General features: G+C 42.3%; 19 protein-coding genes. 10 read left to right on the forward strand and 9 right to left on the reverse strand.

All coding sequences use genetic code 11. From position 1 onward, the window contains the following. Nucleotides 1-22: 22 nt before the first annotated feature. Nucleotides 23-673: a TetR/AcrR family transcriptional regulator gene (locus ACSSTM_RS12360; protein ID WP_034660537.1), complete on the reverse strand. Its 651-nt coding sequence runs from the start codon at nucleotides 671-673 to the stop codon at nucleotides 23-25. Nucleotides 674-834: 161 nt separating this feature from the next. Between ACSSTM_RS12360 and ACSSTM_RS12365 the strand changes: the two genes are divergently transcribed. The 7 genes from ACSSTM_RS12365 (at nucleotide 835) to ACSSTM_RS12395 (ending at nucleotide 7,600) form a co-directional block, all read left to right on the forward strand. After that, entirely contained in the window at nucleotides 835-1,947 is a 1,113-nt protein-coding gene (locus tag ACSSTM_RS12365) for a CdaR family transcriptional regulator (RefSeq protein ID WP_106038341.1), read from the forward strand. 118 nt (nucleotides 1,948-2,065) lie between these two features. Continuing rightward, nucleotides 2,066-3,337, forward strand: a complete 1,272-nt coding sequence (locus ACSSTM_RS12370) for a GntP family permease (RefSeq protein WP_106038340.1) — start codon at nucleotides 2,066-2,068, stop codon at nucleotides 3,335-3,337. 31 nt (nucleotides 3,338-3,368) lie between these two features. After that, entirely contained in the window at nucleotides 3,369-4,508 is a 1,140-nt protein-coding gene (locus tag ACSSTM_RS12375) for a glycerate kinase (protein ID WP_034660534.1), read from the forward strand. Nucleotides 4,509-4,601: 93 nt separating this feature from the next. Then, entirely contained in the window at nucleotides 4,602-4,940 is a 339-nt protein-coding gene (locus ACSSTM_RS12380) for a zinc ribbon domain-containing protein YjdM (RefSeq protein ID WP_034660533.1), read from the forward strand. 327 nt (nucleotides 4,941-5,267) lie between these two features. Then, nucleotides 5,268-6,197, forward strand: coding sequence for an ABC transporter ATP-binding protein (locus ACSSTM_RS12385; RefSeq protein WP_034660532.1), 930 nt, complete (start codon nucleotides 5,268-5,270; stop codon nucleotides 6,195-6,197). Then, nucleotides 6,194-7,147, forward strand: a complete 954-nt coding sequence (locus ACSSTM_RS12390) for an ABC transporter permease (RefSeq protein WP_034660531.1) — start codon at nucleotides 6,194-6,196, stop codon at nucleotides 7,145-7,147. Before ACSSTM_RS12385 ends, ACSSTM_RS12390 begins: the two co-directional genes overlap by 4 nt. 24 nt (nucleotides 7,148-7,171) lie before the next feature. Then, entirely contained in the window at nucleotides 7,172-7,600 is a 429-nt protein-coding gene (locus ACSSTM_RS12395; protein WP_034660529.1) for a DUF4064 domain-containing protein, read from the forward strand. A 45-nt stretch (nucleotides 7,601-7,645) separates the two neighbouring features. Here ACSSTM_RS12395 and ACSSTM_RS12400 read toward each other — a convergent pair whose 3' ends face one another. From ACSSTM_RS12400 to ACSSTM_RS12430, 7 genes are all read right to left on the reverse strand, one after another. After that, nucleotides 7,646-8,974: a CitMHS family transporter gene (locus ACSSTM_RS12400; protein WP_034660528.1), complete on the reverse strand. Its 1,329-nt coding sequence runs from the start codon at nucleotides 8,972-8,974 to the stop codon at nucleotides 7,646-7,648. A 297-nt stretch (nucleotides 8,975-9,271) separates the two neighbouring features. Next, nucleotides 9,272-11,338 carry a beta-galactosidase gene (locus ACSSTM_RS12405; RefSeq protein ID WP_034660527.1) on the reverse strand — a complete coding sequence of 689 codons (2,067 nt, stop codon included), beginning with the start codon at nucleotides 11,336-11,338 and terminating at the stop codon, nucleotides 9,272-9,274. Nucleotides 11,339-11,361: 23 nt separating this feature from the next. Next, entirely contained in the window at nucleotides 11,362-12,570 is a 1,209-nt protein-coding gene (locus ACSSTM_RS12410) for a glycoside hydrolase family 53 protein (protein WP_342689320.1), read from the reverse strand. An 11-nt stretch (nucleotides 12,571-12,581) separates the two neighbouring features. After that, on the reverse strand, nucleotides 12,582-13,424 hold the full coding sequence (locus ACSSTM_RS12415) for a sugar ABC transporter permease (protein ID WP_034660525.1): 843 nt from the start codon (nucleotides 13,422-13,424) through the stop codon (nucleotides 12,582-12,584). Nucleotide 13,425: 1 nt separating this feature from the next. Then, nucleotides 13,426-14,664 (reverse strand): carbohydrate ABC transporter permease, encoded by a 1,239-nt coding sequence (locus ACSSTM_RS12420; protein ID WP_066031516.1) that lies wholly within the window; start codon nucleotides 14,662-14,664, stop codon nucleotides 13,426-13,428. 138 nt (nucleotides 14,665-14,802) lie between these two features. Then, nucleotides 14,803-16,068, reverse strand: a complete 1,266-nt coding sequence (locus ACSSTM_RS12425; protein WP_187704252.1) for an extracellular solute-binding protein — start codon at nucleotides 16,066-16,068, stop codon at nucleotides 14,803-14,805. Nucleotides 16,069-16,240: 172 nt separating this feature from the next. Next, entirely contained in the window at nucleotides 16,241-17,236 is a 996-nt protein-coding gene (locus ACSSTM_RS12430) for a LacI family DNA-binding transcriptional regulator (RefSeq protein ID WP_187704251.1), read from the reverse strand. Between the two features lie 172 nt (nucleotides 17,237-17,408). Between ACSSTM_RS12430 and ACSSTM_RS12435 the strand changes: the two genes are divergently transcribed. Next, entirely contained in the window at nucleotides 17,409-18,308 is a 900-nt protein-coding gene (locus ACSSTM_RS12435) for a LysR family transcriptional regulator (RefSeq protein ID WP_034660520.1), read from the forward strand. A 15-nt stretch (nucleotides 18,309-18,323) separates the two neighbouring features. On the opposite strand, the gene ACSSTM_RS12440 is transcribed toward ACSSTM_RS12435, so the two are convergent. Continuing rightward, entirely contained in the window at nucleotides 18,324-20,000 is a 1,677-nt protein-coding gene (locus ACSSTM_RS12440) for a hypothetical protein (protein WP_187704250.1), read from the reverse strand. A 542-nt stretch (nucleotides 20,001-20,542) separates the two neighbouring features. Here ACSSTM_RS12440 and ACSSTM_RS12445 point away from each other — a divergent pair. Both ACSSTM_RS12445 and ACSSTM_RS12450 read left to right on the forward strand, forming a co-directional pair. Continuing rightward, nucleotides 20,543-20,881, forward strand: a complete 339-nt coding sequence (locus ACSSTM_RS12445; protein ID WP_045210169.1) for a DUF3969 family protein — start codon at nucleotides 20,543-20,545, stop codon at nucleotides 20,879-20,881. A 164-nt stretch (nucleotides 20,882-21,045) separates the two neighbouring features. Then, the gene (locus ACSSTM_RS12450; RefSeq protein WP_437404188.1) at nucleotides 21,046-21,903 is read left to right on the forward strand and encodes a MurR/RpiR family transcriptional regulator; all 858 of its coding nucleotides are present in this window, start codon (nucleotides 21,046-21,048) and stop codon (nucleotides 21,901-21,903) included. The last annotated feature ends 76 nt before the right edge of the window (nucleotides 21,904-21,979 follow it).

Below are 21,979 nucleotides of genomic sequence, written 5' to 3' on the forward strand. Positions count from 1 at the left end.
GGATTGGTATTGAAGTGACCAATCACTGATTCTTTTCATCCAGCTCTCCAGTTAATCGCTTTAGAAGAAAGGAGAAGCTTCCCTTTTCTGCATGTAATGAGGATTCGAGGATATCGATAAAAGCTAAAGCGCGTCGTATACTTTCTTCGGCTGTCCATTGAAAAAGGCCCTCATCAAATATGACCTGTGCAGAAGCAAGAAGGAATTCAACCGTTTCTTGCGGGAACTTTGTTTTGAATGTTCCTTCTTCCACCCCTTGCTGAATGACGTCTGCCAATACGGGTGATAGTTCTTTAATCGCTTTGATTAAGCTTTTTTGGTGCATCTCCGCATTAGAAGGCTGATGGAATTGTTCAATCATCCCCTGTTTATTGCTTCCTTGCTGAGGCGATTGTGCCATGATGATACGAAATAGTTTGTCGACGACTGGAAGGTCTGGCTCAGCCGCAATACGCTTTGCCACGATGATATCTGCTTTGATGATCCTGTCAATAATGGCATCCATCACTTCTTCTTTGGATGAAAAGTAATAATAAAAAGTGCCTTTTGCAATGCCAACAGCTCTCAGAATGTCGATAATCGTTGTTTGCTGATAGCCTTTGGTAGAAAAAAGCTCTTCTGCTGCATTTAAGATGTCATTTTTACGTTCTTCAGGATGTTTAACGGTTCTCATAAAACCATCCTTTCTTTTGACTAGACTATCGGTCGGTCTCTTGATTTGATTAAACACTTTTCAATGTACCTTTGTCAATGCCTCATTTTTAAACATATTGCATTTATTGTGCAATGACACTATGATACATTGAATGAAAACACTTTCAGGAGAGATGCCTCATGCAATTTTTAACCACTGAATTGGCACAAGAAATGGTTGAACGTACGATGCGTATTTTAGATAAAAACATCAATGTGATGAATGCGGATGGTGTCATAATTGGTTCTGGTGAACGAAACAGGATTGGTCAGAAACATGATGGTGCACGACTTGTGCTGACAAGCGGAAACAGTATGGAAATTGACCATGAGGCGTCCTTACGCTTAGAAGGAGTGAGACCTGGAATCAATTTGCCTATTTGCTTTCGTGAACAAGTAGTTGGTGTGATTGGAATTACTGGTGAGCCAGAGGACATTCGGCATCATGCCGAGCTGGTGAAAATGGCAGCTGAGCTTGTGTTAGAGCAGTCTTTTCTGCTTGAACGAATTCAGTGGCGGCAAAGAATAGAGAGTGAAATTGTCAATCAGTTAATTTCTGATTCGGACGTTGGTGATCATCAGCTAAAGAACCGAGCTGCATGGCTGGGAATGGATTTAGATAAGCGCCGAATGGTCATCGTTTTTCAGCCAGTTCCATCCTCGGAAGACGCTGTGCATAAAATGATGCATGCGATTCAATACGATAAGAATGCGGATGATTTGCTTGGCATGACCTTTCGTCATGAATTGGTTCTTTTAAGGCAGCCAATCCCTGATCATCGTTTAAAGCATGTGGCAGGGCAGCTGCAAAGAACAATGGAAAAAGCAGTAGGAGGTCAGGTGCTGGTGGGGATAGGGACTGTCGCCGACGACATAAGCCGACTGCCATTGTCCTTTGAGCACGCAAGAGATTCCTTGCGGTTGGGGAAGGCTCTTCATCCGGAGGAAAGTATTTATTTTTTTAAATCTTATCAGTTGGAAAGGCTATTCCTCACTGCAGGAGCTGTTGAAGAGGAGATTAGATGGACTGACTTTTACAACCCATTAACACAGGAAGCGGAGCTCGCCCAAACATTAAGGATTTACATTGAAGAGGGCGGTGATTTACAAAGAATTGTTGATCGTTTATTTATTCACCGGAATACTTTGCGATATCGTTTAGATAAAATTCAAGCATTGACCGGAAAAAATCCCCGTCATGTGAAACAGTTGATGGAGCTTTATATGGCGCAGTTGATGAGTCAACTATCTTGATTGTGCATATGCACAATGGAATGAAGGGATAAATTAAAAAAATTCATCTAGATTCACAACCCGATTCCCACTAGTAAACGCTTACAATTGGAGAAAGACATTTTGGGGGAGATCGAGGATGAGTGGAGATGTGACAGTAAGTACACTGGGAGCCGTGACGGCGCTTGTGATAGCGATTGTTCTTATTCTAAAAAAAGTATCACCTGCATATGGCATGCTGGCAGGTGCCTTCATAGGCGGCTTGGTAGGCGGTGTAGATATTGTTCAGACCGTCAACGTCATGATGGAAGGCGCTAAGGATATGATTCCGGCTGTCCTCAGAATTATGGCGGCAGGTGTACTAGCTGGCGTTTTGATTGAGTCGGGTGCAGCTTTAACTATCGCCGAGGCTATCGTGAAAAAGCTTGGAGAGGCGAGGGCGTTATTAGCACTCGCACTGGCAACCATGATTTTAACAACAGTGGGCGTTTTTGTAGATGTAGCTGTTATCACGGTAGCACCCATTGCACTTGCCATTGCCAAACGGGCAAAGCTGTCGAAAACGGGGATTCTACTTGCCATGATTGGAGGCGGGAAGGCAGGGAATATCATGTCACCGAATCCGAATGCCATTGCCGCTTCTGATGCTTTTGGTGTACCGCTTACTTCAATGATGGCTGCGGGTGTCATCCCGGCTGTGTTTGGATTGGCTGTTACATATGTGTTAGCCAAAAAGCTTGCAAAAAAAGGGACACCTGTTCTTGAAGAGGAAACTGCGCAAAGCAAAGTTCAAGTGCCAGCTTTTTTTCAAGCACTTGCGGGTCCGCTTGTCACCATTTTATTGTTGGCTTTAAGACCGCTTTTTCAAATCAATATAGACCCAATGATCGCCTTACCGATCGGAGGCATTGTAGGCGCTCTTTTCATGAAAAAAGGGAAGTTTCTCAATGATTATGCGATGTCGGGGCTTCATAAAATGTCGGGTGTAGCGATTATGTTATTGGGGACAGGCACACTAGCAGGAATTGTATCGAATTCTTCCTTAAAAGATGTGTTTATTCAAGCACTCGAAGCATCGGGATTACCTCCGTATTTACTTGCACCAGCTTCAGGGATATTTATGTCAGCCGCCACCGCTTCGACAACAGCAGGAACGGCGGTAGCGAGTGGCGTATTTAGCGGTACATTAATTGGCCTTGGCGTATCTGCTCTTTCAGGAGCAGCCATGATTCATGCTGGGGCAACAGTGCTAGATCATATGCCGCACGGGAGCTTTTTCCATGCCACAGCAGGAAGTGTTCAAATGGACATCAAAGAGCGGTTGAAACTCATGCCTTTTGAATCGTTAATTGGTTTGACATTAACCGTCGTATCAACCATTATATTCGGCGTTTTCCAGTTGTTTGGCTGATGACATTTGATAAGAAACGAGGGGCTTTAGGATGAAAATTGTGATTGCACCAGATTCATTTAAAGAAAGTTTATCTGCATATGAGACAGCATGTGCCATTGAACGAGGATTTCATGCGATTTTGCCAAACGCTGAATATATCAAACTTCCAATGGCAGATGGAGGAGAGGGAACTGTTCAATCGCTAGTTGATGCGACGGGCGGGCACATTGTCAATCAAGTGGTCACAGGCCCGCTTGGGGAGCCTGTTGATGCCTTTTTTGGCATGTTAGGGGACGGTCAGACTGCCGTCATAGAGATGGCCGCAGCCTCTGGGTTACACCTTGTTCCGCAAGAAAAACGCAATCCCTTATTCACGACATCGAGAGGAACAGGGGAATTAATGCTTGCGGCACTGGATCAAGGAGCGAAGCATGTCATCATTGGGCTTGGCGGAAGTGCAACAAATGATGGCGGCGTTGGGATGATGCAAGGATTAGGTGCGGCTTTTCTTGATAATGCAGGACAGGATCTGTCGCCAGGCGGTGGAGCCCTTCATCAATTAGCTTCTATTGATCTATCTGGACTTGACCCAAGACTGCAATCCGTTCGGCTGGAGGCAGCTTGTGATGTGGACAATCCTTTAACGGGTGAAAGAGGAGCATCTGCTGTATTTGGTCCTCAAAAGGGTGCTGATAAAGAAACGGTTCAAGTGTTAGATAAAAACTTAGCTCATTTTGCACAAGTAGCAGAAAAACAGTTCAATGTATTTTTTGAAGGTGTAGCAGGGGCAGGAGCGGCAGGAGGACTTGGTGCGAGTTTATTAGGCTTTTTACACGCCGATTTGCAAAGAGGAATTGATATTGTGCTGAAGGCAGTTCATTTTGATGATGTCATCAAGGAGGCAGACCTTGTCATTACTGGGGAAGGCCGGATTGACCAGCAGACCATTTATGGAAAAACGCCAATTGGTGTAGCCAAAGCAGCAAAGCAGTATAACCTGCCTGTGATCGGTATTGCGGGCTCCCTCTCAAAAGACAGTGCAGTTGTACATGAGCATGGAATTGATGCACTTTTTAGTATCGTTCCAGGTGTAACTTCTCTTTCTGAGGCGATGAGAGATGGGGCTCTTCATGTAGAGAGAACCGCTCGGAATATTGCGGCTGCTATATCAATTGGAAGAAATAAGTAAACGTTGAAAAATGTTTCCTTTTCTATCACAATCCTTTCTATAGAAATGTGGTAAAATTGTATGAAATAAAATAGAAAGTTGGAGGAAACACAAATGTCTAATCTACCGAATTGTCCTACATGCAGTTCAACGTATACTTATGAGGATGGCAGTCTGCTGGTTTGTCCTGAATGTGCGCATGAATGGTCGCTAGAACAAGAAGAAGCGGCAGAGGAGCAGCTTGTTGTCAAAGATGCAAATGGAAATCTGTTAAGTGACGGGGACACGGTCTCTGTCATTAAAGATTTAAAAGTAAAAGGTTCTTCTTCCGTTTTAAAAATAGGGACGAAGGTCAAAGGCATTCGTTTAGTGGAAGGCGATCATAACATTGATTGTAAAATTCCTAGCTTTGGCGCAATGAAGTTAAAATCAGAGTTTGTGAAAAAAGTATAATAACGAAAGGAGGCTGTCAGTAAGAGGCCTCTTTTTATTTCTTTATTTATAGGTGAAAGGAATAATCTTAAACAGAATTCCATACATATATACCTGTTGAAAAAGGTTCATTTTTTAAAAAAATCAAGCCTCTTTTCACATAAAAAATTGCTGTTTTCTTAACCCTACCTTAAAAAAGGCAGATGATTCGCTAAATTTTGCCTAATCCCCTTCACAACTTTTGGGCATTGCTGTACCATATGGAAGTGTTCTTCTATTTTTAACGGATCATGGTGTTTATCAGGAAATAGATGATAGATGATACTTAGACAAAGAAGGAGAGGTAACGTGACGAACGTTTTAGAACTGCATAATGTATCTAGGCATATTCACGGGAAAAAGATCGTTCAAGACTTGAGCTTTTCTGTCCAAGCGGGCGAAGTCTTTGGCTTCTTAGGACCAAACGGCGCAGGGAAAACAACAACCATTCGCATGATGGTCGGTCTTTCTCCAATTACATCTGGCGACATTCTGATTAATGGTCATAGTATTCAATCCTCATATCAACATGCCATCCAAGATGTTGGTGCCATTATTGAAAACCCAGAAATGTATAATCACTTAACAGCCAGACAAAATCTTGTTCACTTTGCCAGAATGAATGGGAAAGTGGATGAAGGGCGAATTGATGAGCTGCTAGAGCTGGTCAGCTTACAGCACGTGAAACATAAGCGTGTCCGTACGTTTTCATTAGGAATGAAGCAGCGTTTAGGCATTGCGCAGGCTCTTATACATAGACCGAAACTGCTGATATTAGATGAGCCGACCAATGGACTTGATCCAGAGGGAATTCGCATGATACGAGATTACTTGAGAAGGCTGGCAAAGGAAGAAGGGCTGGCTGTTATTGTTTCAAGTCACCTCATGTCAGAAATGGAATTGATGTGTGATCGTTTTGCGATTATCCAAAAAGGAAAGCTGATTGCGATTGAGGATCAGCGTACAGAGACGAATCAAGACGAACTGGTCAATTATCGAATGAAGGTCGCATCCGGTGAGCTGGAAGAAGCGCAGAAGCTCATTGGTGTATTTGAGGAAGGCACGACTGTAAGAGAAGAGGAGCAGTATTTATTCTTCTCCTTGCCAGAAGAGAAAATGCCGGAATTGATTCGTCATTTGAGTGACGCGTCCATTCATTTGTACGAAATCAAAATAGAAAAACAAACCTTAGAAGATAAGTTCTTAAGCTTAACAGGTAAAAAGGAGGCAGACGTATGATTCGCCTCATTCAAAACGAGTGGATGAAGATCAGTTATCGTGTTGGAACTTGGATTATGGTTGGACTTCTTGTTTTAGGTATGATTGCTACACTGATCTTTGCACTTAAAACAAATGACGAAGATCAATCATCCGGAGCTTGGAAAGACCAACTAGAAATGATGAATACTGAGAACAAGAAGGAACTCAAAGAAACAGAAAATGGTTTCTTTAAAAGAAGCCTTGAAAAAGAGATCGCTATTAATGATTATCGAATCAAGCATAACTTACCGCCAGCTAATCAGTTTAGTGACAGTGTATGGGATTATGTGAAAACAAACGCCAATTTACTTCAGCTTGTAGGTGTGTTTGTGATCATTATTGCTTCCACCATTGTCTCGGCTGAATACAAGCATGGTACAATTAAATTATTATTGATTCGCCCACCATCAAGGCTAAAGATCCTAATATCTAAATATATTACGGTGCAGCTATATGCTCTTTTACTTGTTGTGGTACTGTTTATCTTGTCATTTATATTGGGTGCCATTTTCTTCGGCCTCAACACTGATTATGTGAATTTGGTCTATCAAAATGGTGAAGTGATTGAACGTTCGCAGTTTGCAAATATGGTCTTTTATTATCTTGCTCATTGTGCAATGTTTGTCGTACTGGGAACACTTTCGTTCGCCATTTCTACAGTATTTAGAAGTGAAGCTATCTCCATCGCTATTAGTGTGTTAGCTTATATTGTGGGTGGATCAATTACAGGTATTTTAATGCTCTTCTTTGATTGGGCAAAATATTTGTTATTTGCAAATGATCCATCTCAATATTTTATGGAAGAGGTTACTCTTATCGAAGGTATGTCTCTAGGATTCTCATTAACAGTCCTAGTCATCTATTGGGCTATTTTCTTGGCGATTGCCTTAATTGTCTTCCAAAAGCGAGAAGTGAAAACAGGCAGTTAATTTAACTTTTTAGGAGGTTTACACATGATTAGACGGAAAGGTGAAAAAATTATGGGGATTATTAGTATTGTCCTCAATGCCATTGGTGTTGGATTTGGAGCATTAATTCTCTCCTTAGGTCCATCATTTTATGATCAAATCAATGAAGTGTTACAAGAGGAAGGAGAAACATTGCCGATTGAAACGCTTCAGGCTTCGGTTAATGCATTTGGTACTCAGTTCATGGTCGTTTCCGCAATTGCGGCTGTGCTATCGATTGTCGGTGTGATTTTCTTGAAAACAGACCGCCGTGCCGTGCTTTCAGGTATTCTTTTCTTGGTGTCTGCTGTGACTCTTTTGATTGGAACAGTCGGCCTTGCATTTGCTCCAATGGTTCTATTGTTTATCATTGGATTGATGTCTCTTATTAGAAAGCCGAAAACAGACATTCACACGAGTGAATATCCTTCATAAATACAAAGAAAAAGACATGCGTCGTTGTACGCATGTCTTTCTTTTTTAAATGATACCGATCAGCATCGCCACGAACAGAAGGATAATACTGAATCCCCACATCCAAAAGAAGGAGTAGCGGATATGTTTCCCCATATCGACTCCCGCAAGACCTATCGCAAGCCAAACGGCTGGAGCGAGTGGACTGACAAAGGTTCCGATGATGTTTCCAATCATCATGGCATACGCAGCGGAAGTGCCCGACACGCCAACCTCAGATGTAATCGATTCGACAATTGGAAGTAGAGCATAATAATAGGCGTCTGTGCTTGTCAGCATATCCAGCGGTACCCCAAACATCCCAACAATGATATGTAAAAATGGAAGCAGGAAAGCAGGTAGAATCTGAATGCTGTCCACAGCAATAGCTTTTAGCATGCCCGTTCCTTCGAGAATTCCTAAAAATGAACCTGCGGAGAAAATAACGGCAGCCATCATGAGTGCACTAGGTGCATGCGCCTTGATTCTCTCCATTTGTACATCCACTTTCGGATAGTTAATTAATAGTGCGAGAGAAAGACCAATCATAAACATATAACTAGCCGGAATCACGTTGAGCACAAGAAGGACAACAACGGCTACAAACAGAATGAAATTCACCCAAATCAAGTGATAACGTTTTAAAGCGGCATCACCTGTCTCGCTAATGGATTGAATAGCCCGGTCCCAATCTGCGCCTTCTAATTGAACAGCAGCGATTTCATTTGCGGCGATTTTGACCCGAATGCGTTTTTCTTCTCTTTTTCCTAAAATAAATGCCATTCCTAATACGAGAACGACCCCAATGAGCTGAATGGGAATGAGCGGCACCCAAAGTTCAGATGGGTCCATATTAAGGACACTCGCTGCCCGTCCTGTGGGGCCAGCCCACGGCACCATATTCGTTAAGCCGGCACTTGTCCCGATCAATAACAGCAATAAGTACGGACTCATATGTAATTTTTTATAAAGTGGAAGCAGTGCAGGTACAGTTAATAAAAATGTAGTCGCTCCTGCTCCGTCTAAATGAGCGATGACTCCTATTAGAGCTGTTCCCATCGCAACCGTGACAACATTTCCCTTTGTCAGTTTAATCAGTGTTTTTATTACAGGTTCAAAGAACCCTGTATCTTGTAAAATACCAAAAAATAAAATGGCGAAGATGAACATGGTCGCCACTGGCAGTACTTTGATAATCCCCTCTTCAAAGAAAGATTGAATGTCATTGATTCCAAATCCTGCGATGAATGCCCCGATTAAAGGCACCATGACCATGGCAACAATTGGACTTGCTTTCCCCCAAATCAGCAATACAACAATCGTTAAAATAATCAATAATCCAACAAACGTTAACATAAGTCCCTCCCCCTACAATAAACCGTTTACATTTTCTTGCTCTTTTTATGACAATGCAGTCCCATATCTGCATTGAAAAAAAGGGTATCAAAAATATGAGTATTAGGCAACCGCTTTCATACCTATACAATGGTAAAAAAGGATGGTGAATCCATTCACGGCGCGGTATCAAACATGTCAAAAAATTTAGATAAAATATAACGATTCAAGGGCATTTCTACAAGCAAATATATTTATATAGGTATTTGGAATCGTTAAAATAAAAGAAGCGTCCAATGAATGAACGCTTCTTTCAAATTATTTTTTCAAGATGACGTACTCGTAAGGGTCAAGCTGAAGCTGGTCTGGCACCTGCTCTTCAGACAGCATATTTTCATAGCTTTCCGCTGAATCTAGTGATATGTTCTGCTGCTCTTCTGTAAAATTCATCATAAATACATAGTCTTGCGTGCCATCTGTTCGTTTTTGTACACTAACTCCCTCTGGAATCACAGATGATAGGACGGGCTGTATACCCATTCCTGCGATGAGATCCTCGTAGAACTCATCATAAAAAATCTGCTCATTTTCGGAAGCCATATAGTATGCTTTTCCATCTCCAAAAGGATGGACAGTAAGGGCTGGCTGTCCTTCGTAGCAGCCATTCTCAAAATGCCCTAACACAGAGGCCGTTTCAGGATGAATGGATTCGCAATATTGCCCGACATGGTAGGTGCGTCCATTCCCTGTGGTTATTAACACATGTTCATCTGGCATCAATGTGTTGATTTCCTCAGCCCATATGCCAAGTACATGACGGAGAGGGCCGGGGAAACCACCGAGGAAACATAGGTCATTTTCGTCGACCATGCCGCTCCAATATGTCGCGATAAAAATACCGCCCTTTTTGACAAAGGCTTCGATTTTTTCTGCGACGCCTGGTTTGATCATGTAGAGCATTGGAGCAACCAGCACACGATAGGATGAGAAATCCTTTTCCATGCCGACAATGTCAACAGGGATGCCTTTTTTCCAAAAGCTTCGATAGTGAGTTTGACAAGCCTCTACATAGCGTTTGTTTGTATTATTTAAGCCTTGTGCATCATCAATGGCCCAGTGGTTTTCCCAATCGTATATGATGGCGACTTCTGGTTGTACGGACGTGCCCGCAATGGGCTGCAGCTGCTCCAATTGTTTCCCTAGATCAGCGACTTCTTGAAACACGCGCGTATGTTCGTGCCCGGAATGATCGACTACGGCGCCATGGAATTTCTCGGAGGCACCTCGGCCTTGGCGCCACTGGAAGTAAAGCACGGAGTCTGATCCGTGGGCAATCGCCTGTATGGCAGAAAGGTGTGCCATTCCTTTGTGTTTGACCTTATTCACTTCATGCCAGTTCACAAGGCTCGGTGTACTCTCCATAACGAGAAATGGCTGACCGTCCTTTAATGAACGATATAAATCGTGAACGAAGGCGACGTTTGACGCTAATTCGGAGGTTGTTTCCCTGCCGCTATGCCATGCTGGATAGCTATCCCATGAAATCACGTCGACCTCTTTTGCAAATTGATGATAATCCAGCCCAAGGAATGGGCGCATATGCGGGTAGTCGCCCATAAAGTTGGTGGTCACTGGGATATGAGGCGTCAATTCCCGCAGCGGTTCAATTTCATTTTGATAAAAATTGATCGTTTGCGCTGTGACAAAGCGTTTCCAGTCTAGGTTCATCCCGTGAATCATGTGCTCCCCGTGCGGTGCAGGTGATTCGATTTGTGACCAGTCACTATACGTGTGGCTCCAAAAACCCGTCCACCATGCTTGATTCAAAACTTCAAGGTCATGATTGTATTTGTCTTTCAAATAGTCCCGAAATGCTTCCTGGCAAAGATCACAATGACATTCGCCGCCGTACTCATTCGAAATGTGCCACATAATCAGTGCTGGATGATCCTTGTAGCGTTCAGCCAGCAGCCGGTTGAGTGTATTCGTTTTTTCTCGATAAACCGGAGAGGTGAAGCAATGATTATGGCGCAGTCCATGTAAATTACGCTGACGGTTCGCTTCGACGCGCAATACCTCTGGATATGCTTGTGACAGCCAAGCAGGTCTTGCCCCGCTTGGCGTTGCGAGAATGGCGTGAGCCCCCTGAGCTGCCAAGCGGTCCATGATGTCATCCAGCCATGCAAAATCATACTGCCCTTCTTTTGGCTCTAGCTTACTCCATGCGAAAATGTTGATGGAGAATGTTTGACAGTGTGCAAGCTTCATTAATCGAAAATCTTCGTCAATGATCTCCGGCATATGGAGCCATTGATCTGGATTATAATCGCCACCATGCAAAAAGCCTTTCACATTTGGGTGAACGAGTGGGTAACGCTTTCCCATTTTGTCACGTCCTATCCTTTTAATTACGGTGTCATTTGTTTAAATACATCAAGAGAAGGCAGTGCTTTTCCGTTGAAATCAAACATCGCTTGATTTTCCCAAGCATTTCCGACTGTACCGGTTGTTTGGATATAAGCCAGCCCGTATTGACTAGACCACGGAGCGCCTTTCGCTGGAATCCAAAGCGGCTCCCAATAAAAGAACCCTTTTCCGCAATTGTTTTTTACTTGTGAAATTTTCTCTGATAGATCTCGTATAAAAGATGCCTGACCTTGAGGTGAAGCCGGGTAGCCGGCTGTTTTGACAGAGTCTTGATTAAATGAATTCTCTAGGTTGTCGCCATTTGCTGTCGTAAACCCATAGGCGGTTTCCACAACAATCACGTCTTTGTGATAGCGGGCACTAATATCATTCATATTAGACGTCAGACCATTAAATCCACCGTCCCAATACGGGTAATAAGATAGACCGATCGTATCGAATGAGATGCCTCGTTTTGTGATTTCATCAAACCACCAGCGGGACGCACCATTGTCCCCTCCGTGTGCAAGGTGAAGCATGATTTTGATGTTAGAATCGACAGAGCGGACAGCATTTGTGCCAGCCTTTAGCAAAGCGGCGAGCCGGTCAAATTCCCCGCCGCCTTCACCCCAGCTCTTTCCATTTGGCCACAGCATGCCTGAGTTCAGTTCATTCCCAACCTGAACCATGTTCGGAAGGGCATTTTGTGCTCTCATCGCTTTGAGTACATCCCCTGTGTAAGTGCCGACCGCTTTTTCTAAATCGCTTTGTGAAAGAGATGCCCAAGCTTTCGGTTTGAACTGTTTACCAGGATCAGTCCAGAAATCACTGTAGTGAAAATCAAGCAGCACTTTCATATTTTGTGCTTTTGCACGTTTCGATAGAGCGATGGCTGTGTTTAAATCATTTGTCCCGCCGTTATAGGCACGGCCTTGGTTGTCGTATGGATGGTTCCACAGTCTAATGCGCACATAGTTGACGCCTTTTTCCTTTAATAGCTTGAGCGGGTCCACCTGTTTTCCGTTCTGGTCGAAGTATCTGCCGCCGCTTCTCTCTACTTCTGCAAGCATAGAGATATCGGCTCCTTTGATGAAATCACCTTGCAGTCCATTGATCGGCTGAACAGAAATCGTATCGGCTTTTGCTTCAGGCAAAATACCTAACCCCATAAAAAAGAAAACGGCAACCGTGACGAGCATCCACTTTTTCATCAAATCTCCCCTTATCCTTTTGTCCCGCCTTGTGTGAGGCCGGATACAAATTGTTTTTGTAAAACAAGAAACAATAAAGCGACTGGAATCGCAATGAGTAAAGCCCCGGCTGCAAAGGTCGTGTAGCTGGCCCCCATTTTGTCTGACACAAGATTGTACAGACCGATCGGGAGCGTATACATTTCGGGTGAGCGGACAATGACACTGGAGATGATGAAATCACCCAGTGGTCCTGTAAAAGAGTTGATGGCGACAACCGCCAAAATCGGCTTAGCAAGCGGCATAATAATTTGGATGAAAATCCGGAAATGCCCTGCGCCGTCCATTCTGGCTGATTCATCGAGATCCTTCGGAATCGCATCAAGATAGCCTTTCATTAAATACGTATTCATCGGAATTTGCCCGCCTGCATAAATCAAAATCAGTGCAAGGTGGCTGTTAATCAGTCCAAGCATTTGAGCCAAAACAAAAATCGCAATCAGCGCTGAAAATTGCGGAATCATTTGCAGCAGCAAAAAGAGCATCAGCCCATTTTTCCGTCCTTTGAAACGGAATCTGGAAAAGGCATAGCCTGTAAAACTGACAAGAATTAACGTTAAGAGCATAGTCGCAATACTGATCTTCATTGAATTCCAATACCATTTTGCATAAAGTGCCCCCTGACCGAAGAAGAGCTCGGTAAAGTGGCTGAACGTTGGATTCATCGGAAACATACTTGTACTCATGAGGCTGTTTCCAGGATTAAAGGAAGCACCGATTGTCCAAAGCAGTGGATATAGAATACAAATGGAGGCAATGAAAAGGATAAAATAAGTAATGCTCAGGCGAATGAGCTTGTTTTGTTTTGATCCCATATCACATCATGTCCTCCTCTTTGAATGAATTCGTTCTCTTAAACTGCCAGAGTGCAATGGCGATGACAAAGATTGAAAGTAAAATCGTGACAGCCGCAGCGAGCGCATATTGAGAAGACTGCATCGTAAGTTTATAAATCCAAGAAACCAAGATGTCCGTTCCTCCAGCGGTTGACCCCGCAACAGGCGGTCCCCCGCCATTAAATAAGTAGATAATATTAAAGTTGTTAAAGTTAAACGTATATTGTGTGATAAGGATGGGTGCAATGGAATAGAGAACAAGCGGTAACGTGATGGACCGGAATTTCTGAAAAAAATTGGCTCCATCGATGGTCGCAGCCTCATATAAATCCTCGGGAATCGCCTGCAAAACGCCTGTTGTCATAATGAAAACAAAAGGAAATCCAAGCCAAGTCTGCATCGCAATGAGGGCAATTTTGCTCCAAAATGGATCTGTCAGCCATGGTTTTGGATCAATCCCTATCGATGCAAAAAGTGTATTGTTAATGGCACCAAAGGTATCATTGAACAGTCCAGCAAACACCAAAATGGTCACAAAGCCCGGAACAGCCCAAGGGAGAATCAAAATGGTTCTAAAAAACCGTTTTCCCTTTAAATCCTTCTGATTGAGCAGAACCGCTAAAAAGATGCCGATGGCACATTGAAGGGTCGACGCAGCCAAAGTCCATACGACGGTCCAGCCAAGTACATCAATGAAGGTGTCTCTCCAAATATCAATGGAAAAGATATTTTGAAAGTTCTTGATTCCTACCCAGTCGATCAGGTTGGCAGGAGGCGAGTGGTATAAATCGTAGTTCGTAAAGGCTAGCGCAAAGCTGAACATAATAGGAAAGACAACAGAAAATAGAAGTAAAAAGAAAGCAGGAGTGCTCATTAAGTAAGGGAAGCCTTGATCGATGAGCTGATGATATTGAGCACGGATGGAATGAAGCGGAACCCCTTGATCCCGTTTCTTTCCATTCATAAAAGCATCACGCATCATGAGTACATAAAAGCCGATACCAAAACCAGCTGTTAACAGCGCAATAATCCCCTTTGCTAAAAGAAAAACAGAGTTGTCACGAGGCAGCATCGTCCCAAGTGTGAACAGCCCCCAGAAGCCAATATTGAATAAATCATAAAATACAATCAAAAAAGAGACGCCAAACAGGAAAAAGAGTGCCCCTTTGCCGTATTGTTTGTTGTATATCTGCCCCATCCCGGGTATAAAGGAGAACATTAGCGCCCGTCTCCGGTGTGTCTTTGATTCCACTGTGTGTGTGCGGTCTAGTTCAAGGTTACCCGTCAAGTCTAACACCTACTTCATATGAAATTAGATCAACTACGGGCAGCTTGATAGACTACCCGCATTTGATGGTTATTTGGAGTGATTTGCTTTAATTTGAGAGTCGATTTGATTGACCGCATCATCAAATGCCTTTTTCACATCTGTACGCCCAGTTGCAATCAGCCCTAATGCGCTGTCAATCGGCTTCCATACCTCTGCCATTTCAGGATTGTTCGGTGTCAGCGTGGCATATTTCGTTTGTTTTGAAACAGCATCCGCATTAGCGTTTTCCGTAATGATTGGATCTTTCATCAGTTTTTTCACTGGTGGAATTTCCTCTGTCAATTCAAAGCGCTTCTTCGAATTTTTTTCGTTCGTGATAAACTCAACAAATTTCTCAGCAAGTTCTTTATTTTTAGAATAAGAGGAGACGTTGTAGCTCTTTACACCTAAGAATGAGCTCATATGTTTTCCGTTAGGGAGTGTTGGCAGCTCGGCCACGCCATAGTCAATACCCGCCTCTTTATATGGACCAAATGACCATGGACCAGAAATGACAGCTGCCGCCTTTTTCTCTGTGAATAAGGAGTTGAGGACATTGATTCCTTGTTCACCAATGATGCCTTTCGGGAAAAGCCCTTCGCTAAAGAATTTTTGAATGTATTCTCCGCCTTGGATGGCGCCATCGTTGTTCAGACCAATATCATTGACATCATAAGAGCCGTCGCTTTTCTGCTTGAAAATATAGCCCCCTGATCCGCCTAACACACTTTGTGCATAGTAAATTTCATCCCATTTCGCAACAAAACCGTATTTCCCGTCTTTTGTCAGCTTTTTCGAAAGATCATACCAGCCATCAAGTGTCGTTGGTGCCTTTTTGACAAGATCTTTGTTATAGAAAAGCACCGTCGTTTCAACGGATTTAGGAAGGCCATACAGCTTGCCGTTTACCGTTTGTGATTGAATGGATTCGTCTGTGAAGGAGTCAATCACTTTTTGATCTGGCTTGATTTCCTGTAATAGCCCCTCAGTGACAGCTGATCCAATTTGATCGTGAGGCATCGTGATGACGTCTGGACCTGTCCCGGCTGCACCATCTAGACGGAGAGCTTCAACTTGGTCGGCATAAGCTTTTTCGACCACTTTGATTTTCACATCATTTTGTTTTTCGAATTCTTTTACAGCGTCTTGAAGCCCATCAGACTTTTTGACATCCTCCCACACTAGCAAGGTCTTTGTACCTGTAGATGCCGGCTGTGTACCGCTTGAATTGTCATCTCCCGGTCCGCAAGCTGAAAGCAGAAGCACAGCAGTACCAACGACTGCTAATAATGTCGCCCATTTTCCCTTTTTCATTGGTAATCCCCTCTCGTTCTATTTTTACAGATAATAAGAAAACGCTTTCTTAATGTGAGAATATCAACTTAAGTAAAAAAAGTAAACATATTTCATTAAATTTATTAAGTAAAATTTTTTACTCATATAGAGAGAAAAGAAGCCCTCCACATTGGACGGGGCTTCTAGTTGTTTATATCGTACTTTTTCGAAAGACAGGTTCTGAAGCAATCAGAACAGTTTTAGGTAATGTTCTGCCGTCCACAAGTCTTTCTAACAGTAAATCGACAGCTGTTTCACAAAGTAAAGACGTGTGGATATGATACGTGGTGAGCGGTGGTGACACATATTGAGACACATGAATATCGTTGATACTAAAGACGCTCACGCGGTTCGGCAGAGAAAATCCGCGCTCGTTTAATGCTTGTAAGCAGCCGATGGCAAGAGGATCACTAGCGACACAAAAAGCGGTGGGCAGGTCATCACCAAGCTCATCAATTGCCTTCATCATCAGCGAATAGCCTTCATCTACTGAGAAATGGTGACCGACATAGACCAATCGCTCATCAAGGACATTGTGAGCCATCAGATATTCACGGAAAGTCGTTTCGCGAATATCTGGAATATGTACATTCGTATTCAGATCAAGGTCTGTGCCGCCAATGAATCCAATAGATGTGTGCTCTTTTTCAATAAAAGAATCGATGATCTTTTCAACAATTCGTTTCAGGTTTGGCTTTACAGAATCAAAACGGTCTTCATCCGGTGACGTATCAATAAAAACGATATGCTGGGTGATTGCATATAATTGATCAAGCTCTGACGTTTTAAATCGGCCGATGGCGATGATCCCTTCTGTAGAAGGATCAATGGAATGAAGCCCATCAGATGGATTGTAAGCGGTGACATTTAAACTCCGAGTATTGGTCAGTTCCTCAATGCCCAGTCGAATGGATTTAAAATAAATATCTTCAAGCTCTTCCTTTTCGGTCATCCAATAGAGAAAGGCGATTTTTTTTAATGAATGTTTGAATGTTTTCTTTTGATAGGACAAAGCTTCTGCGGCGGCGTATACTTTTTCGCGTGTTTGATCCGTGACAGATAGGTTGGGATCTTGGTTTAGTACACGAGATACAGTCGCAATGGATAATCCAGCTTTTTCAGCAATGTCCTTTATTTTAGCTGCCAAATCAGCACCTCCTATAGAAAATATCTCCTCCTAGTATAGAGTCTTTAAAAAAATTAGTAAATATTTTTATTAAATTGTTTTCAGTTAAGCGCTTCTTTACGCACTGGGAAGGAATTAGTAAGATATATATATGAAAGGTTTTGGATTAAGATTTCTGATAGGAGAGGGACCGATGTATTACGATGCACTGAAGACATTTGTGACAGTTGTGGAAGAGAAAAACTTTACAAAAGCAGCCCAAAAGCTGCGGATTTCTCAGCCGAGTGTCAGTCTTCATATTAAGAACTTGGAGCAGGAATTCCAGACCGTTCTGCTGAATCGTTCGCCAAAGCAATTAACGGTTACACCAACTGGGGATATGCTGTACCATCGATCAAAACAAATCATTCGTTTATATGAACAGGCGAAGCAGGATATTTATGAGCATCATCATCTGGCAAGAGGGAAGCTGACAATCGGGGCGAGTTTCACCATTGGAGAGTACGTGCTGCCGCAAATATTGGCAGAGTTTCATCAGCTCTATCCGCATGTTGATATTGAGGTGGTCATTGATAACACAGAGGCGATCGCCAGACATGTCCGCTTATTCCATGTCGACATCGGTTTGATCGAAGGACAGACCAATGACAAAGAACTAACTGTCGAAACTTTTCTAGAAGACGAGCTCTATATCGTGGCGCCATTAGATCACCCCTTTGCTAAGAAAAAGGATGTCACGATTGATCAATTGCAAAACGAAACATGGATCACAAGAGAAGAGGGATCAGGTACCGGAGAATACTTACAGCACGTCCTGAAATCAAATGGACTGAAAGCACGGACCTTTGTGACATTTAGCAGCAATCAAGCGATTAAAGAAGCTGTGATCCACGGAATGGGGCTTTCCGTTTTATCTAAATATGTCCTCCAGCGAGGCAGCATTGGCGGTGAATTGGCTGTCATTTCTGTGAGAGGAATGGATTTCAAACGAAAATTCTCCTATGTCGAGTCACCAATGACAGGGGGAAATAAAAATAAAGAATTGCTCGTTGAATTGTTAAGGAAAGAGAGAAAAGACGCTTCTCCTCAGTAGGAGAAACGTCTTTTTTTATAATCCTTTGATTTTGATTTCATCAACTGGAAGGAAGATTTCACCTGTATCTGTGTATTTCATGGTGACCTGATCGCCTTCTTTTAAATAAATGACAAGAGGTTCTTTTTCAGATGACATGGTGTAGCTTTTCCCATCGTCTAGCAGGAAGGTGACGGTTGTATAATCACCGGTCTTTTCTTTATAGACTCGTTTGACTTTTCCTGTAGCTTCTTTCTTTTCCTGCTTAGATGAACTGTTGACGGTGCCGCCGCCTTTTTGAAGAGCTGTCTTATAGGCTCTCAATGCTTCGTTTGGTGTTGAAGCGTACGCAGCGATTTCAGGATTGGCTGCAGAAACGATAAAGTAGTTTTGCAGGAATCCATTTGAATCGAGAACCGGTGTGAGCCAGCTGGCTTCTCCATAGAAATTATAGAGAATGGGCATGCGCCCTTTCCATTTCTTCTCGATGAATCGTTTTTCAATAATTTGCAGAGCACCTTGAGAATCCATGTAGGACTCTTCAAGATTACCGGTATAGTAAGTCGCTTTTCCTGTCCGGGCATTTGTCAGGGCATACCCAAGCATCGAATCAACGCCCTCTTTCGGACTTGTGAAATCTGTGAAGTAATACATATCTCCTTTTGAATCAAACACTGGACTTACATTGGCTTCTGTTCCTTCATCTGAAGGCAGCTTCACATCTGATTTTCCAAACATACTGTTCCAGAACCCGTGAATATAGTTTCCGAAATAACTGTTTTGCAGACTGACCGATTCTGGTGAAACAGCACCATCAATAAAAGCAGGTACTTGATCTAGAGCATATTTCTTCGTTGCGCCTGTTTTGGCATCAACAACGACTACGCCGGAAGCTTTAAAGCCGTTTCGGGCAGAGATAAAATCGCCATACGTGCGAATGTAATAAGGCTTACCATCATCATTGATTTCCAGCTGGGTGTCGCCGTAGAAAATCAAATCAGGGTACTGAAGCCGGATATGCCGCTCAATTTCTTTGTTGAAATAAGAGGAAGGCGTATAAACCATCTCTGTTTTTACAAACTTTGGATTAGCAGATGAGTCGGTCGCACTTAGTGTAAAGTAACCCGGCGTACTGCCCGAACGAATCCATTTAAAGAAGTCCGAGAATTCCACTGGGGCGATGTACACATACTCACCGTTGACCTTCTGGATTTGCAGGCTGCCAAGCTCATAGTAGCTTGTGTTCGGAACCTGTCCAAACGATTTCTTCATTTTGTTCCGAGCGAATTGAGGCGGTACACTTGCAGGTGTTTCCGTCTCATCAAACGCTTTGATTTCCACTTTTTGTTCCATTTTAGAGACATCAAATTTCTCATTCGCATTGAATAGAAAAGCTGTCGCCATATAAACACCGAGCAGTAATAGAATAAGAAACAGCACGCCTTTGATCTTACGCTCCAATCCAACTGACAAAAAGGCACCTGCTGCTGTCACAACAAGTCCAATCAACCATAGGGATGAAGGGTTGCGATCTAAATTGGAGATGTAATAGAAAACAAAAATACCGACCATGAACAGCAAAGCAAGGCCTGCAATCCACATAAGCGGAACCTGCTGTTCTGTTCCTTTCTTTCTAACGATCAATCTGAGCGGTGTGAGCAAAAGGGTCAAGACAAGACCGATCACAACCGAAAATAACAAAATATATCCCACAAACAGATCTCCTTTCAAATCAATCACTCTTTTAGTATATACGAGTGAGACGGGGAAAAGATTCAGAAGAATCATACAGATAAGGTTTATAAAAAAATGAGTTTAAAAGACACTTATATATCGGAAGGTTAGGTGAAGTTTTCCTTGCGCTATATGATTAGATTATAGTGAATATTTTGTTATGTCATTCAAATATATCATTTTCCTTTTCTAATTATTTTTACTTTAATTGTATCGTTATTCTCACCGTCTGTAACATTCCATATTAATCGAGAGGCTTCTTCAAAAGACAAAAGTGTACAAATTGGTTATAAAGGAGCCGATGCTGTATGGGGTCTTGTCATCCGTACTATTTTTGTAGACTAAAAAAGTTACAGTAAATAATAAAAAATTGTTATCGGAGTTAAAACAGATTGAAGGAGGGACTTGGAAAAAAGTATATAAAGATGGATATAAAGACGGAAAAAAGGTTTCTGTGCATTATTTTCAAAGTAAATCTGGTTTGGTGTATGATGTGAAAAGGTTGGACTGTGAAATGATTTATGAATAAAATAGAACTAAGATATTCTTCACATGAAGATTTAGATAGGATTATTGTTATAAATATCATTGGTATAATCATATCGCTAAAAGAAGGTTTAATCACTATAGAAGAAGCGGAAAAGCTCATGTTCAGTCCACGAACAATCGATGTTTTAAAAAAGAAAGGGATAAATGAAGAACTGATAAATATACTTCATTTGGGAACAGAACTTGAAGATGTAGAAAGTTTAATACCACATGAATTAAGTGATAGTTTAGAAGAAATAAGGGTAAAATGCTTAAGATTTTTGGAAAGAAATATAGAAAATGAAGTTGAAAATAATGTGGTAGATTGTTGAGCTAAAAGTGTATATTATAAAATTTTGAGTAAATCTTTTTTGATTTATTGATCAAAACGATGAATTCATAAAAAGAGAAGTCTGTGCAAACAGGCTTCTTTTTTATAAGATGGGAACATGAGGAAATGTATGCGTTCACATCAATAAGGGAGGAGTGAAGTCATTTGGCTTCTGTTAGTTTAAGTAGTATTGAAAAAATACGAGCAGCAAGCAGGGGATTGCCGCCAAAGCTGAAAGGAATTGCAGAACATATTACGAGTGAGCCCCGCGACATCATCCATTTGTCTATTGTAGAACTTGCGAAAAAGACAGCGAGCTCAGAGGCAACGATTTTTCGTCTTTGTAAAAGGCTTGGATTTGAGGGCTTTCAAGATTTGAAGATTGCTATTGCCCAGGAAATAGACCAAACAAAGCCTAATTATGTAGATGAAGAAATGAGTCTTGATGATGATACAGCGATTTTTATGCAAAAGGTTTTTCAGGCGAATATATCCGCTTTAAAGGATAGCTTTCAATTGTTGAATCCAGAGGATGTAGAAAAGGCCATACAAATCATACATGAAGCGAAACGCTTAGAGTTTTATGGGAGTGGTGGGTCTGGACTCATTGCAACAGACGCTTTTCATAAATTTATGAGGACAGGTATCAACTGTATTGTTCACACAGATTCTCACTTTCAAGCGATGTCTGCTGGTCTCCTTGACCAGCACAGTACAGTGATCGGTATATCTCATTCTGGACGTAATAAAGATTTACTCGATGCGATGAAAACAGCAAATGGAAAAGGAGCCAAAACCATCGGCATTACAAGCTATCAGCGCTCTCCATTGAGTCAGCTTGCAGATGTCACGTTGTATACAGCGACGCAAGAAACGGCTTTTCGAACAGAAGCGATGTCTGCAAGACTTGCTCAGCTGACTGTCATTGACGTTCTATATTTTGCACTTGCTCACTTAAGGCAGCAGGAAACAATAACAAATTTAAAGCAAATGCGAGAAACCATATCACAAAAAAGGATGTAATGATTCCAAAAATAAATTTTTCTGATGATGAAAAATGCTGCCATGGTAACGATTGTGAGCTTTTGGATGAAAATAA

Origin of the sequence: Bacillus sp. RK1064 (assembly GCF_051488405.1) — a bacterium.
In the GTDB taxonomy this organism is placed as follows: Bacteria; Bacillota; Bacilli; order Bacillales; family Bacillaceae; genus Bacillus.

Bases quoted from the DNA above. Each gene is read 5' to 3' on its own strand.
- ACSSTM_RS12360 (WP_034660537.1), bottom strand. From the start codon at position 673: ATGAGAACCGTTAAACATCCTGAAGAACGTAAAAATGACATCTTAAAT.
- ACSSTM_RS12365 (WP_106038341.1), top strand. From the start codon at position 835: ATGCAATTTTTAACCACTGAATTGGCACAAGAAATGGTTGAACGTACG.
- ACSSTM_RS12370 (WP_106038340.1), top strand. From the start codon at position 2,066: ATGAGTGGAGATGTGACAGTAAGTACACTGGGAGCCGTGACGGCGCTT.
- ACSSTM_RS12375 (WP_034660534.1), top strand. From the start codon at position 3,369: ATGAAAATTGTGATTGCACCAGATTCATTTAAAGAAAGTTTATCTGCA.
- ACSSTM_RS12380 (WP_034660533.1), top strand. From the start codon at position 4,602: ATGTCTAATCTACCGAATTGTCCTACATGCAGTTCAACGTATACTTAT.
- ACSSTM_RS12390 (WP_034660531.1), top strand. From the start codon at position 6,194: ATGATTCGCCTCATTCAAAACGAGTGGATGAAGATCAGTTATCGTGTT.
- ACSSTM_RS12395 (WP_034660529.1), top strand. From the start codon at position 7,172: ATGATTAGACGGAAAGGTGAAAAAATTATGGGGATTATTAGTATTGTC.
- ACSSTM_RS12400 (WP_034660528.1), bottom strand. From the start codon at position 8,974: ATGTTAACGTTTGTTGGATTATTGATTATTTTAACGATTGTTGTATTG.
- ACSSTM_RS12405 (WP_034660527.1), bottom strand. From the start codon at position 11,338: ATGGGAAAGCGTTACCCACTCGTTCACCCAAATGTGAAAGGCTTTTTG.
- ACSSTM_RS12410 (WP_342689320.1), bottom strand. From the start codon at position 12,570: ATGAAAAAGTGGATGCTCGTCACGGTTGCCGTTTTCTTTTTTATGGGG.
- ACSSTM_RS12415 (WP_034660525.1), bottom strand. From the start codon at position 13,424: ATGGGATCAAAACAAAACAAGCTCATTCGCCTGAGCATTACTTATTTT.
- ACSSTM_RS12420 (WP_066031516.1), bottom strand. From the start codon at position 14,664: ATGTTCTCCTTTATACCCGGGATGGGGCAGATATACAACAAACAATAC.
- ACSSTM_RS12425 (WP_187704252.1), bottom strand. From the start codon at position 16,068: ATGAAAAAGGGAAAATGGGCGACATTATTAGCAGTCGTTGGTACTGCT.
- ACSSTM_RS12435 (WP_034660520.1), top strand. From the start codon at position 17,409: ATGTATTACGATGCACTGAAGACATTTGTGACAGTTGTGGAAGAGAAA.
- ACSSTM_RS12445 (WP_045210169.1), top strand. From the start codon at position 20,543: ATGAATAAAATAGAACTAAGATATTCTTCACATGAAGATTTAGATAGG.